General features: G+C 67.5%; 12 protein-coding genes. 6 read left to right on the top strand and 6 right to left on the bottom strand.

Features of this window, described 5'->3' with window-relative positions; all coding sequences use genetic code 11:
* The first annotated feature begins 102 nt into the window (after window positions 1–102).
* Complete coding sequence (locus PV766_RS12290; RefSeq protein ID WP_371053471.1) at window positions 103–1,887, top strand: 2-isopropylmalate synthase; 1,785 nt, start codon at window positions 103–105, stop codon at window positions 1,885–1,887.
* On the opposite strand, the gene PV766_RS12285 is transcribed toward PV766_RS12290, so the two are convergent.
* The gene (locus PV766_RS12285; RefSeq protein ID WP_064062433.1) at window positions 1,856–2,587 is read right to left on the bottom strand and encodes a M50 family metallopeptidase; all 732 of its coding nucleotides are present in this window, start codon (window positions 2,585–2,587) and stop codon (window positions 1,856–1,858) included. The genes PV766_RS12290 and PV766_RS12285 overlap by 32 nt on opposite strands.
* A gap of 53 nt (window positions 2,588–2,640) precedes the next feature.
* Here PV766_RS12285 and PV766_RS12280 point away from each other — a divergent pair, with 53 nt between their 5' ends.
* Window positions 2,641–3,339: an AzlC family ABC transporter permease gene (locus PV766_RS12280; protein WP_064062434.1), complete on the top strand. Its 699-nt coding sequence runs from the start codon at window positions 2,641–2,643 to the stop codon at window positions 3,337–3,339.
* Window positions 3,332–3,661 (top strand): branched-chain amino acid transporter permease, encoded by a 330-nt coding sequence (locus tag PV766_RS12275; protein ID WP_016933208.1) that lies wholly within the window; start codon window positions 3,332–3,334, stop codon window positions 3,659–3,661. Before PV766_RS12280 ends, PV766_RS12275 begins: the two co-directional genes overlap by 8 nt.
* On the opposite strand, the gene PV766_RS12270 is transcribed toward PV766_RS12275, so the two are convergent.
* The 4 genes from PV766_RS12270 to PV766_RS12255 form a co-directional block, all read right to left on the bottom strand.
* Entirely contained in the window at window positions 3,631–4,869 is a 1,239-nt protein-coding gene (locus tag PV766_RS12270) for a glycosyltransferase 87 family protein (protein ID WP_064062435.1), read from the bottom strand. The two genes, PV766_RS12275 and PV766_RS12270, sit on opposite strands and share 31 nt — an antisense overlap.
* A 232-nt stretch (window positions 4,870–5,101) precedes the next feature.
* Complete coding sequence (gene aztD / locus PV766_RS12265) at window positions 5,102–6,328, bottom strand: zinc metallochaperone AztD (protein ID WP_421097094.1); 1,227 nt, start codon at window positions 6,326–6,328, stop codon at window positions 5,102–5,104.
* A gap of 168 nt (window positions 6,329–6,496) precedes the next feature.
* Window positions 6,497–7,171 (bottom strand): nitroreductase, encoded by a 675-nt coding sequence (locus PV766_RS12260; RefSeq protein WP_064062437.1) that lies wholly within the window; start codon window positions 7,169–7,171, stop codon window positions 6,497–6,499.
* Between the two features lie 110 nt (window positions 7,172–7,281).
* Window positions 7,282–8,289 (bottom strand): NAD(P)H-dependent glycerol-3-phosphate dehydrogenase, encoded by a 1,008-nt coding sequence (locus PV766_RS12255; protein WP_064062438.1) that lies wholly within the window; start codon window positions 8,287–8,289, stop codon window positions 7,282–7,284.
* A gap of 158 nt (window positions 8,290–8,447) precedes the next feature.
* On the opposite strand from PV766_RS12255, the gene PV766_RS12250 reads away from it, so the two are divergent.
* From PV766_RS12250 to PV766_RS12240, 3 genes are all read left to right on the top strand, one after another.
* Window positions 8,448–8,897, top strand: a complete 450-nt coding sequence (locus PV766_RS12250) for a helix-turn-helix transcriptional regulator (RefSeq protein ID WP_064062439.1) — start codon at window positions 8,448–8,450, stop codon at window positions 8,895–8,897.
* Window positions 8,898–8,902: 5 nt separating this feature from the next.
* Entirely contained in the window at window positions 8,903–9,313 is a 411-nt protein-coding gene (locus PV766_RS12245) for a VOC family protein (protein WP_026003156.1), read from the top strand.
* Window positions 9,314–9,395: 82 nt separating this feature from the next.
* Entirely contained in the window at window positions 9,396–11,795 is a 2,400-nt protein-coding gene (locus PV766_RS12240; protein WP_421097093.1) for an ATP-binding cassette domain-containing protein, read from the top strand.
* On the opposite strand, the gene PV766_RS12235 is transcribed toward PV766_RS12240, so the two are convergent.
* A complete protein-coding gene (locus tag PV766_RS12235; protein WP_064062441.1) occupies window positions 11,785–13,026 on the bottom strand; it encodes a benzoate/H(+) symporter BenE family transporter in 1,242 nt (413 codons plus the stop codon). The two genes, PV766_RS12240 and PV766_RS12235, sit on opposite strands and share 11 nt — an antisense overlap.
* Between the last annotated feature and the right edge of the window lie 2 nt (window positions 13,027–13,028).

The raw sequence follows: 13,028 nt of genomic DNA, 5'->3' as shown, positions 1-13,028 counted from the left end.
TCTCCTTCGCCGCCACGGCGGGGCCTAGCCGGACCGGCTCCCCGTCGTGGAGTCGAACACGCGCCGGTCCCTCGTAACGACGATCGACGAAGGACTTCTCCGATGAGCACCAGCACGTTCCCGCGTATCTCCACTCCTGCCGGTCCGGTTCCTGCCGACGCCCCCGTCTGGAACAGGCAGCGGCACTCCGCCATGTCCTCACATCGCTACCGTGATGTGTCCTCCCGCGTGGAGGTTCCACTGACGCAACGGAACTGGTCCACACAACGCCTGACCGCGGCCCCGCTGTGGGTGCCGGTGGACCTGCGCGACGGCAACCAGGCACTGGCCGAACCGATGGATCCCGGCCGCAAACGCCGCTTCTTCGAGCTGATGGTCGCGATGGGGTACAAGGAGATCGAGGTCGGTTATCCGTCCGCCTCGCAGACCGACTTCGACTTCGTGCGCCTGATCGTCGAGACCGACATCGCGCCGCCGGACGTCACCATCGTGGTGTTCACCCCGGCACGTCGCGACCTCATCGAGCGGACGGTGGAATCCGTCCGGGGTGTCCGCAACGAGGTCGTCGTCCACATGTACACCGCGACCGCTCCCACCTGGCGCGAGGTCGTCCTCGACCGCGACCGTACCGCGCTGACGGAACTGATCGTCGCCGGTGGCCGCGACGTCCTGGAACTGGCCGGCGACCTGCCGAACGTGCGGTTCGAGTTCTCACCCGAGGTCTTCAACCTCACCGAACCCGACTACGCGCTCGAGGTGTGCGACGCGATCACCGAGTTGTGGGACGCGACCCCCGAACGGCCGGTGATCGTGAATCTTCCGGCCACCGTCGAGATCGCGACCCCGAACGTCTATGCCGACCAGATCGAGTACATGCACACCAACCTGGCGCGACGCGACGCGGTGATCCTGTCCGTGCACCCGCACAACGATCGCGGCACAGGTATCGCGTGCGCCGAACTCGCCGTCCTCGCCGGGGCGCAGCGGGTCGAAGGGTGCGTGTTCGGCAACGGGGAACGCACCGGCAACGTCGACATTGCGACACTCGCACTGAACCTCCACGCACAGGGCATCGATCCGATGATCGATTTCTCCGACATCGACGAGATCCGCCGCACCGTCGAATACTGCAATCGCATCGAGATCCACCCGAGGCACCCGTATGTCGGCGACCTGGTGCACACCGCCTTCAGCGGCACTCATCAGGACGCGATCAGGAAAGGGTTCGCCGAGCACCGGGCACGCGCCGTCGCCGAGGGCCGTCCCGAGTCCGAGATCGATTGGCGAGTACCATATCTGCCGATCGATCCCGCCGACATAGGACGTACCTACGACGCGGTGATCCGTGTCAATTCGCAATCCGGTAAGGGCGGGGTCGCCTACCTGCTCGAGAGCGAATACGGCATCGAAATGCCGCGTCGGCTCCAGATCGACTTCACTCGCCACGTGCAAGACCACACCGACACCAGTGGCGGGGAGGTCACTGCGACCGAACTGTGGGAGATCTTCGACGCCGCATATCTCGCACGGCCGGACGTCCCGGGTGCACCGGTGCTGCGCGCCTTCGACGTGACCGACGCGGGCACCACGATCACGCTGGGTGTCGGCGGCACCGAACACCGCAGTGTCCACGAGGGCGTGGGTCCCGTCGAAGCATCGACCGACGCTCTCGCCCGTCTCGGCATCGATATCGAGGTGCTCGGCCTCCATCAGAGCAGCGTCGGCACCGACGCACTCACCCTGATCGAATTCCGCAGCGGCGACGACACACGGTGGGCAGCGGGGCGTCACCGCTCCGTGCTCACCGCGAGCCTGCACGCGGTCGTCCGTGCTGCCGCCCGCATCCCGAGGCCACTCAGGACAGCTGGGTCACCACGATCCGTGTGACGCCGTAGAAGGCGGTACCCGCCGTGACGATCGCGAACAGCGCGATCCATACGGCCGCCGGCACGCGGGTGAGTCCGCGCAACTGGTCGGCGTCCGAACCCCGGCCACGACCGCGCGAATGGGTGCGGGCGAGTTCGAGGACAGGGCGGGTCGCGCCGAGGAGCAGGACCCATGTGATCAGGTACGCCGCGGTGTACCGGACGATCGGGTCCCCGAGATAGGCGGCCGCACCGACGAGCGCACCCGCGATCACCACCGAGACGAATCCGTACAGATTGCGGATCAGCAGCAACAGGACGGCGAGCGCGGCGAGGATCGACCACAGCACCGCGGCGGGCCGATCCAGGGTCAGCAGCGTCGCCGCCGCGAATCCCAGCACGGCCGGACCGGTGTACCCGGCGAAGGTGGTCGCGACCATGCCGGGGCCTCGCGGGTTGCCGGACGACACCATCACCCCCGAGGTGTCGCTGTGCAGACGGATGCCCGACAGCTTTCGGCCCACGAGCGCCGCGACCAGCGCGTGCGACCCCTCGTGCGCCTGCGTGACGACATGGCGGGTCTTCAGCCACAGCGGCCGAACGGTGACGAGCACGAGTGCGACGATCGCCGTTCCGACGACGACCATCGTCGGAGCGGGCTGGTCGACGGTCGACACGGCCTGCCAGGCGGAGGACACGACCTCCGTGAACGAGGTGGACACAGATCACCTTCCTCCGGGCCGGGCGCCGAGACTTCCGGCCCGGCGATAGCCTGATGAGCATGCCCGACCGCCGTACCCTCGAGATCCGCGCGGGTATCCAGGACTCCTGGGCCGTCGGGCTGGGACTGATCCCGCTGGGGCTCGCGTTCGGTGTGGTTCTCACCCAGGGCGGGTTCGAATGGTGGTGGGCGCCGATCTTCTCCACCGTCATCTACGCGGGGTCGATGGAGTTCCTCGCGATCGGTCTGATCGCGGCGGTCACGCCGCTCGCCTCGGTCGCCGCGGCGACGCTGCTGGTGAACTTCCGGCACGTCTTCTACGGCCTGTCGTTCCCGCTGCACCGCATCCGCAGCCGGCTCGGGCGTCTCTACGGCGTCTATGCGCTCACCGACGAGTCGTACGCGATCGTCGCCCCCAAGGCACGTGAGCCGCTCTCGGGTACCCGCATCCTCACGGTCCAGGTGCTCTGCCAGCTGATGTGGGTCGTGTCGGGCACGATCGGCGCGTTGATCGGGGCAGTGCTCCCCGACGGGCTCGCCGGACTCGAGTTCGCCCTCACGGCACTGTTCGCGGTGCTTGCGATCGATGCCTTCCGCGCCAACCGCGACGTGCCGGCGCCGGTGCTCGCGCTGGTCTGCGGTCTCGTCGCATTGCTGGTCGCGAAAAGCCAGATGCTCGTCGTCGGGCTCGGGTTGTTCGTGGTGTGCCTGTTCGTGCGGTTCGTCTACCGGAACAAGGTGGCCCGTGCCTGAGTCGGTGCCCGGCGCCGGATACGTCCTCGGCGCTCTGGCGGTGATGTTCGTCGTGACGGTCGCGTTGCGCGCGGCGCCGTTCCTCGCGTTGTCGGCGCTGAAGAACTCCGCCTTCGTCGATTTCCTGGGCCGTACGATGCCCGCGGGCGTCATGGTGATCCTGGTGATGTACACACTGCGCGACGTGGGGGAGTCGACCTGGCTACCCGCGAGCGTCGGTCTCGCGGGCACGATCGCGGTGCATCTGTGGCGACGCAACGCCGCGCTGAGCACCGTCGTCGGGACGGGTCTCTATCTCGTCGCGTCGGCGTTCTGGACCTGAACCGGCGCGGCGACGGTCTCCTCGCGCTCGACGGCGTTCTCGGCGCCGGGGCGACGATGGCGCGCGGCGACCATCGCGGCGACGAACACCGCGATCGCGGCCAGGCACTGCGAGGTCCCGAGGACTTCGAGGAGAAGCTGCTCGACCCAGCCACCCGAGGACGCTTCACGCAGCAGGTGGTTGGGTCCGATGAGGAAGACCACGGTGGCGGGCAGCAGCACCGGCCACCAGCGGCGGTAGGCCGGCGCGATCAGCAGCGGCACGAGGAACAGGGCGTACACCCAGTGGTGGGTGACGGCGATCGGAGCGGCGAGCAGCGACGCCAGGCCCACCAGGGCCACCGCGACCACCGGCTCGTCGGCCCGCAGGAAGCGGTAGGCGGCCCACGCGGTACCGGCCACGATGATCAGCGCACCGGCCAGCCACAGTGCCTTGGCGGTGCCGTCGGAGAAGTCGAAGCGGGCGATGAGACCGGTGAGGGCCTGATTGCGGAAGAACGACGGGTCGCCGGCACGGTCGGTCGCGAAGAACTCCGTCGTCCAGAAGTAGACGGTCGAATCGGGGCGCAACCAGTAACCGAACGCGACGGTCGCGGCGAAGGCGCCCAACGCGCGGAATGCCGACGGCCAGTCGCGGCGCAGCAGGAAGATCAGACCGAAGGCGGCCGGGGTCACCTTGATCGCGGCGGCCAGCGCGATACCGACACCGCGGAAGCGCTTCGGGATCACGCCGAGCAGATCGGCGACCACGAGCGCCATCAGCACGATGTTGATCTGGCCGAACGTGAAGTTGGAGCGGAACGGCTCGAGCCACAGCACCGGCCCGAGCGACGCGGCGGCGATCAGACTCGGCTGGGACATGTCGAGTCGCCGGTAGACGACCCTGAGCACCCACCACACGAGAGCGATGAGCCCTGCCGTCCACAACACCTGCAGTGCGGTGCTGCCCACCAGCGCCATCGGCGCGAACAGGAACGCCGCGAAGGGTGGGTAGATGAACCGGAAGCCGGAATGACTGAAGAAGCCCTCCGTGTACAGGGGGGTGTGATGCAGGAAGGCCCAGCCGGCATCGCGGAAGACGTCGAGATCCATGAGGTACTCGTTCACCGCGTCGCGCATGTATCCCGCGACTGCCAGCGCCGAGACCGTCAGACCGATGGCGATCAGCAGGGATCGAACAGGTCGGGAACGGACTTCGGTCGACAGCACGGGCGATACCTCCCGGTCGGAAACAGGTGCGTCGCCACGTTACACAATCGTTGTCTTCGGGATCGGGCGACGAGAACAATGCCTCCCCAGCCGTTTTGACGGAGATTTCCGTTTCGCACGCTTGCCGGGTGAGGTGGATCACAGTTCGGGAAGGCCTCGGCCGTCTGTTCGCGAGGAGAGTATTCGGCTTTCCGGCCCTTGCATCGGAAAGCCGAATACTTCCGTAGCGGAGTCAGTCGACGCTGCTGATCTCGTTCGGGGTGCGCGGCAGTTCGGCCGAGCGAATCTCCCCGGAGGTCACATCCACCGCGTGCAGCGAGTCGGTGGTGGGATCGGTGACGAACGCCGTCCCGTCGCGCACCTCGAGTGCGGGCCGGGGTGCCTGCCACTCGTCGGGTTCGGTCCACGGCTCGAGTACCTCGATCCGCCGGACGATCTCCCCGGACCCGGGATCGATCACGTGAAGGTTGCCGTCGGTGCCGAGGACGAGTGCTTCACCCGCCGGCCCGCGACCGAGTGAGCGGAAGGTGTAACTCGTGCCGAGGTCGACGAGGCGCACCGACGCGGTTCGGGTGTCCACGAGCGCGACGCGTTCGGGGCGTTCGAGTTCCGCGTCGGGATCGATCTTGTAGTCGCCGAGGACGATGGTCGAGTCCTCGCTTCCCGCCTGGTTCCCGATCCGGCCGTACGGGTCGGGCACCGGCGCCTTGGTGAACGATCCGTCGCGGAAGATGACCGTGCCGTCCTCGCATCCGAAGGTGACGCCCCCGTCGGCCGCGACCGTCTCACCGTGGACGCCGGGGCACTCGTCGGTGCGCGCGATCTCGGTGCCGTTCTCGTCGAGCAGTGCCACCCCCGTCCGCTTCTCGGAGTCGCCGAGGGTGACGAGCATGCCGCCGTCGGGCATCGGGACGGCCACGCCGTGGTGGGCCTCGGGGAGCGTGCGGCTGTCGAGGGTCGGGAGTTCGGTCGCCGAGGCGAGGTCGGCGGGGTCGAAGACGTCGATGCGTCCGGTGCCGTCGTCGAACAGCGCGGTGACCCCGGCATGCGGCACGACGTGTCCGGGCTTCTCCGCGGTGAACGTCAGGTCGGTGAGAGCGGGCGCTCCGGAGTAGTGGTGGCCGTGGTCGCCGTGCGCCTCCGTCCAGCTACCGGTGTCGAGGACGCGGAATCCGCCCTCGGTGGAGATCAGCACGTGCCGTCCGTCGCCGGCGGGGGAGAGTCGGTTGAAGCCGTCGAGTGCGAAGTCGCCGACGACGGTGAGGTCTTCTTCGTCGACGACGAGGACGCCGCCGTCGTAGGTGACGACGAGGCGTGGTTCGGCGCTCGCCACCTCCGCGGCGGCGGTGGATGTGGGCGTCTCGGGGGTGTCGGCCTCTGTCGTGCCGGTGCATGCGGCAGCGAAGGTTGCAGCGACGGCGGTGAGGGCGGCGCCGCCGTAGCGGGAGAGCGTTGTCATGCAGAAAGGAATAGCCGCTATCGAAAATGAATGTCAAAGTCTGGAATGCGCATGCGTGCATGGACCCGGCAGGCGCCGAGGTTGCAGTTGTCGTCGAGAATTCACCGAAACATCGACAACGACCACGGTTTCAGCCGCGGGCGCGACCTGCGGCCGGAACGACCGGGATCAGTCGTGCCACTCGATGGTCTCGTCGAGCGTGGCGCGATCCGTGCGACACGCATTGGCCGGATGCGCCTCGTCGGCGTAGCCGAACGAGATGGCGCAGACGATGTCGCGGTCGTCGTCGATGTTCAGTTCGCGTCGCAGCGCGGTGGAGGTCATTGCGACGGCAGCCTGCGGAACGGCGGCGATGCCGAGCGATTCGGCGGCGAGCAGCAGCGTCGAGACGTACCCACCGCAGTCGACCGCCCCGTACACGCCGAGGGCCTTGTCGGTGGTGATGATCGCGACGTGCGGCGCGCCGAAGAAGCGGTAGTTCTCGAGCATCTGCTCGGTGCGGCGCTGGTAGTCGTCGCGGGCGATACCGAGCGCGTTGTACAGGGCATAGCCGGCACCGCGTCGACGTTCGGCGTACGCGCCGCGGTATTCGGCGGGCCCCGGGATGTCGGGATCCGGATTGCCGGAGGTCGCCTGCGCGTAGACGGCCTCGCGCAGGCGGTCGGTGGTCTCGCCGCTGACGATGTGGGTCTGCCACGGTTGCGAATTGCACCAGGACGCCGTGCGCTGCCCCATGAGCAACATGCGTTCGATGTCCTCGCGCGGGACCCGCTCGGCCAGGAACGCGCGGCAGCTGAAACGAGTGTCGAGGAGGGACGACAGCGTGTCGGCGGCAGAAGTCATGGCACCACGATGGCACAACATTTCAATTAGCGTTCGCTCAGCCTGTGGGAGAGGGAGGGCAGCTCTTCGTTCGGCTTTCCGGCACCTGCCCGGGAACGTCGAACAAAGGGTCAGACGATGTCCTCCTCATGGCCGGGAGCGACGCGACGCAAGCCCCGGTACGCGTCGGTCGGCGTGCTCTTCCCCGTCACCACCGCCGCGACCTCGGCCGCGATGGGCATCTCCACCCCGTACTCGTGTGCGAGTTCCATGACCGTCGGCGCGGTCTTCACTCCCTCGGCGACCTGCCCCAGTGCCTCGACGGCCTCGTCGATGCCGAGTCCGCGCGCCAGCGCCTCTCCGATCCTGCGGTTCCTCGACGACGGGCTCGTGCACGTCGCGATCAGATCTCCCATGCCCGTGAGCCCGGCGAACGTACGCGGGTCCGCGCCCATGGCTTCCCCGAGCCGCGTCATCTCCGCCAGTCCGCGGGAGAGGACCATCGCCCGGGTGTTGTCGCCGACGCTGAGCCCTTCGGCCATTCCGGCCGCGATCGCCACGATGTTCTTGAGGATTCCGCCCAGTTCGCAGCCCAGCACGTCGGTGTTGCGGTAGACGCGGAACAGCGACGTGGCGAAGAGGGGTTGCAGTGCGGCTCCCACTGCCTCGTCCTGCATCGCGACCACCGCCGCGGCGGCCATCCCGTCGGCGATCTCCCCGGCGATGTTCGGCCCGGCCAGTAACCCGACGGGATGCCCCGGCAGGCATTCGGTGATCACCTCGGTGGGCCGGAGTCGCGTGCCCGGCTCGAGACCCTTGACGAGGGAGACGACCGGTACCCATGCTCGCACCTCGTCCGTGACCTGTTCGAGCGTCTTGCGCATCGCATGCGACGGGACACCGACGACCAGGACGTCTGCTTCGCGCGCGGCCGCGGCCAGATCGGAGGTTGCGCGCAGGCTCTGCGGCAGAGGGCGTTCACCGAAATACCGGCGGTTGCGGTGCTCGGTGTCGATCTCACGGGCCGTGTCGTCGTTCCGCGCCCACAGTGTCGTCGGAGTGTTCCGCGCGGACAGGGAGGCGAGCGTGGTGCCCCACGACCCGGATCCGAGAACGACGACGCGAACCGCACGAGCCATCGGTGACCTTTCGTCCGTACATGAGCAGGTAGGGACAGGTTGTCAGTTTTCCGGGTTCGCCGGGTCGTGTTTGTGCTTCCGTGGTCCTCACGGGGTGAATCGTCTGTGGACTCCCACGAGGAACGGATTGTGACGCCGCCACGTGGCACGATCGGAGCGTGCCCGGTAGACCCGTCACCGATCAGCGTCTGCGCGACCTCGCGTTGCTGCGCCGCGTCCGCGATCGCATCGATCGCGAGTACGCGCAGCCCCTCGATGTGGAGGCGCTCGCGCGGGGCGTGAACATGTCGGCCGGACATCTCAGCCGCCGGTTCCGCAGCGCATACGGCGAGTCGCCCTATTCGTATCTCATGACCCGGCGCATCGAGCGGGCCATGACCCTGCTGCGACGCGGCGACCTCACCGTGACCGAGGTGTGTTTCGAGGTGGGGTGCTCGTCGCTCGGTACCTTCAGCACCCGGTTCACGGAACTCGTCGGTGTGCCTCCGAGCGTCTACCGCACACAGGCATCCGAGGAGACGAACGGGATCCCGTCGTGCGTGGCCAGGAATGTCACCAGACCGATCAGGAATCGAGAAGCGCGGACGGGTCCGCCGGTCCTACCGTGATCGACATGGACATCACCATTCACCAGACATTCCTTCCGCACACCGATCCCGAGGCGTCCCTCGCGTTCTACCGCGATCTGCTCGGCTTCGAGGTCCTCAACGACGTCGGCTACGCCGGGAAGCGCTGGATCACGCTCGGACGCAGCGACACTCCCGGTACGTCCCTGGTGCTGTACCCGCCGGACGCCGACCCCGGCATCACGGAGGAGGAGAACGCCACCATCGCCGAGATGATGGCCAAGGGCACCTTCGCGTCGATCATCCTCGCCACGAAGGATCTCGACACGGCGTTCGAGCAGTTGCAGGCCGGCGACACCGAGATCGTCCAGGAACCCACCGACCAGCCGTACGGCGTCCGCGACTGCGCTCTCCGCGATCCCGCGGGCAACATGGTCCGCATCCAGCAATTGCGCTGACCGATCCGACGATCGGTCCTACTCTCCGATCGTTGTATTCGTTTCCGAGTCCGTACCGATACGAACACTGGAGTCTTCGATCATGACCTCGACGAAGGACGCACCGGCACACGAAGAGCACGTCGCCGACACCCACGACGCGATCCGGGTACACGGAGCACGGGTGAACAATCTCCGCGACATCAGCGTGGAGATCCCGAAGCGGCGGCTCACCGTGTTCACCGGTGTGTCCGGCTCGGGGAAGAGCTCGCTGGTGTTCAGCACCATCGCCGCAGAATCCCAGCGGTTGATCAACGAGACGTACAGCGCGTTCGTGCAGGGTTTCATGCCGACCCTGGCCCGCCCGGACGTCGACGTGCTCGACGGCATCACCGCGGCGATCATCGTCGGACAGGAGCGCATGGGATCGAACCCGCGCTCGACGGTCGGCACCGCCACCGATGCCAACGCGATGCTGCGCATCCTGTTCAGCCGGGTCGCGCAGCCGCACATCGGTCCGCCCAACGCCTATTCGTTCAACGTGCCGTCGGTGCGGGCGAGCGGCGCGGTGACGGTGGAGCGGGGCGCGGGGAAGACCCAGGCCGAGAAGGTGACCTTCAACCGGCTCGGCGGCATGTGCCCGCGCTGCGAGGGTAAGGGGTCGGTATCCGATTTCGACCTGACCGTGCTCTACGACGACGGTCTCTCTCTCAACGAAGGCGCCCTGAAGATCCCCGGCTACAGCATGGACGGCTGGTACGGCCGGATCTACCGTGGGTGCGGCTTCTTCGACCCCGACAAGCCGATCGCGAAGTTCACCGAGCGGCAACTCCACGACCTGCTGTACAAGGAACCCACCAAGGTCAAGGTCGAAGGCATCAACGTCACCTTCGAAGGGTTGATACCGAAGATCCAGAAGTCGTTCCTGTCCAAGGATCTCGATGCGATGCAGCCGCACATCCGCGCCTTCGTCGAGAAGGCGGTCGTCTTCTCCACGTGCCCGGACTGCGACGGTACGCGCCTCGCTCCCGAAGCCCGGTCGTCGAAGATCGACGGCAGGAGCATCGCGGACGTGTGCGCGATGCAGATCAGCGATCTCGCCGAATGGGTTCGAGGACTGGATCTTCCGCAGGTCGCTCCGCTTCTGAAGAGCCTCCGGCATCTGCTCGGCTCCTTCGCGGAGATCGGGCTGGGATATCTGTCGCTGGATCGCCCCACCGGCACGCTCTCCGGTGGAGAATCGCAGCGCATCAAGATGATCCGCCATCTCGGATCGTCGCTGACCGATATCACGTACGTGTTCGACGAACCGACGATAGGCATGCACCCGCACGACATCGCGCGGATGAACAACCTGCTGTTGCAGCTGCGCGACAAGGGCAACACCGTGCTCGTCGTCGAACACAAGCCCGAGGCCATCACGATCGCCGACCACATCGTCGATCTCGGTCCCCGCGCCGGCACCGAGGGCGGACAGGTGGTCTTCGAGGGCACCGTCGACGAACTACGTCGTGCCGACACCCTCACCGGTCGCCACCTCGATGACCGGGCGTCGCTGAAACCGACGGTGCGCACCCCGAACGGCGCCTTGGAGGTCCGCGGCGCCGACACGCACAACCTGCAGAACGTCGACGTCGACATCCCCCTCGGCGTGCTCGTCGTGGTGACCGGCGTGGCCGGGTCGGGCAAGAGCTCGCTGATCCACGGCTCGGTGGCCGACCGCCACGGGGTGGTCACGATCGACCAGAGCCCCATCAAGGGTTCGCGTCGCAGCAATCCCGCGACCTACACGGGTCTGCTCGAACCTGTCCGCAAAGCGTTCGCGAAGGCCAACGGCGTCAAGCCGGCCCTGTTCAGTTCCAACTCCGAGGGCGCCTGCCCGACCTGCAACGGTGCCGGTGTCGTCTACACCGACCTCGGAGTGATGGCCACCGTCGAATCGGTGTGCGAGGACTGCGAGGGCAAGCGTTTCCAGGCCGTCGTGCTCGAGTACACCCTGGCGGGACAGAACATCGCCGAGGTGCTCGGCATGTCCGTGGCGCAGGCGCAGGAGTACTTCGCCGAGGGCGAGGCGCGCACACCTGCAGCGTCGAAGATCCTGCAGCGACTGTCCGATGTCGGGCTCGGCTATCTGCGGCTGGGCCAGCCCCTGACCACCCTGTCGGGAGGTGAACGGCAGCGGCTCAAACTGGCCACGGCCATGGCCGAGAAGGGTGAGATCTACGTCCTCGACGAACCCACCACGGGCCTGCACCTCGCCGACGTCGAACAGTTGCTCGGCCTGCTCGACCGGCTCGTCGAGTCCGGGAAGTCGGTGATCGTCATCGAACATCACCAGGCCGTGATGGCCCACGCCGACCGGATCATCGACCTCGGTCCCGGCGCCGGCCACGACGGTGGACGCGTCGTCTTCGAGGGCACCCCCGCCGAATTGGTGGAGCAGCGGTCGACGCTCACCGGCGAGCACCTCGCCGAGTACGTCGGGGTCGGGGTCAGCGGCTGAAGTCCGGACGCTCCATCAGCCACGACACGGCCACACCCGCGACGAGCCCCCAAAAGGCTGCGCCGATGTTCCAGACGGTGATGTTCGAGGCGGTGACCACGAACGCGACGAGCGCACCCATGGTGTGCTTGCTCGCGAATCCGGCCACGAAGGCGCCCTGCAACGCCTTGAGCATCGCCAGGCCGCCGAGGGTCGCGACGAACGAGGCGGGCGCGGCGATCATCCACCGGACGAACAACGGTGCGAACAGTCCGAAGACGATCGCCAGCGTCCCGCACGTGATCGCCGCGGTGTACTGACGGGACCGTTCGCCCGACGACACGAGCAGCGCGTTGGTCGGCCCGGTCAGGCAGGTCGACACGGCACCGACGCAGGCGGCGGGGAAGGACCACAGCCCGCACACGATCGCCGAGACGTTGACGGGCGGGTTGTGGCCGGCCGAACGCAGCACCGCGATGCCCTGCCCGTTCTGCACGACCAGCACGGTGATGGCGAGCGGCACGACGAGTTCGAGGATCGCCGACCACGTGAACTGCGGGGCGGTGAACACCGGTGCGGCGAACACCGCGCTGTCGGTCCCCGACGGTGAGAACCGGCCCGACAACGCGACCGCGCACACCCCGGCGAGGAGCGCGCCGAGGATCGGCGGCATCCACTTACCCAGAACGGCAACGGAACTGAGCAGGAGAAAGACGATCACCATCGGGGCGGCGATCGCGACGTCGGAACCGAGCGCCGCCACCAGATCGATACCGAACTTCAGGAACACACCCGCGACCATCGCCATGACGATCGGCATCGGCAAGGCCTCCATCACCCGGCGGACCAGCCCCGAGGCCCCCAGCACCGTCACGAGGGCAGCGGTCACGAAGAACGCGCCTACCACCTCCGCCCAACTCAGGTGCGTCAGCGACCCGCCGACGAGCACCGTGCCCGGGATCGTCCAGAAGAACCCCAGGGGTTGCCGGTAGGCGATGCTCATCACGATCGTGAGCAGGCCGTTGAGTACGAACACCCCGAAGATCCACGACGCCAGTTGCGGCGCGCTCAACCCACCGGCGGCGCCGGCCGCGAGAATCACCGCGACCGGGCCCGTGCACGAGAAGATGAGGCCGATCAGACCGTTCGCGGCGTATCGCGGACCGAGATCCCGGAGTATGCCGCGCGGCCCGACGACGGGACGTACGGGACGTTCGTACAGGTCGGTCTCGGCGGTGGGGCGATCGTCCACGG

This window comes from Rhodococcus sp. As11 (assembly GCF_048957735.1).
Lineage (GTDB): Bacteria > Actinomycetota > Actinomycetes > Mycobacteriales > Mycobacteriaceae > Rhodococcus > Rhodococcus gordoniae.
Note: the sequence above shows the minus strand (reverse complement) of the source record. Positions and strands in the feature narration are given on the sequence as shown.

What these genes read in the sequence shown, in the direction of transcription:
- PV766_RS12290 (WP_371053471.1), top strand. Translation starts at nt 103, where the DNA reads ATGAGCACCAGCACGTTCCCGCGTATCTCCACTCCTGCCGGTCCGGTT.
- PV766_RS12280 (WP_064062434.1), top strand. Translation starts at nt 2,641, where the DNA reads ATGAGCATGCCCGACCGCCGTACCCTCGAGATCCGCGCGGGTATCCAG.
- aztD (WP_421097094.1), bottom strand. Translation starts at nt 6,328, where the DNA reads ATGACAACGCTCTCCCGCTACGGCGGCGCCGCCCTCACCGCCGTCGCT.
- PV766_RS12260 (WP_064062437.1), bottom strand. Translation starts at nt 7,171, where the DNA reads ATGACTTCTGCCGCCGACACGCTGTCGTCCCTCCTCGACACTCGTTTC.
- PV766_RS12255 (WP_064062438.1), bottom strand. Translation starts at nt 8,289, where the DNA reads ATGGCTCGTGCGGTTCGCGTCGTCGTTCTCGGATCCGGGTCGTGGGGC.
- PV766_RS12245 (WP_026003156.1), top strand. Translation starts at nt 8,903, where the DNA reads ATGGACATCACCATTCACCAGACATTCCTTCCGCACACCGATCCCGAG.
- PV766_RS12240 (WP_421097093.1), top strand. Translation starts at nt 9,396, where the DNA reads ATGACCTCGACGAAGGACGCACCGGCACACGAAGAGCACGTCGCCGAC.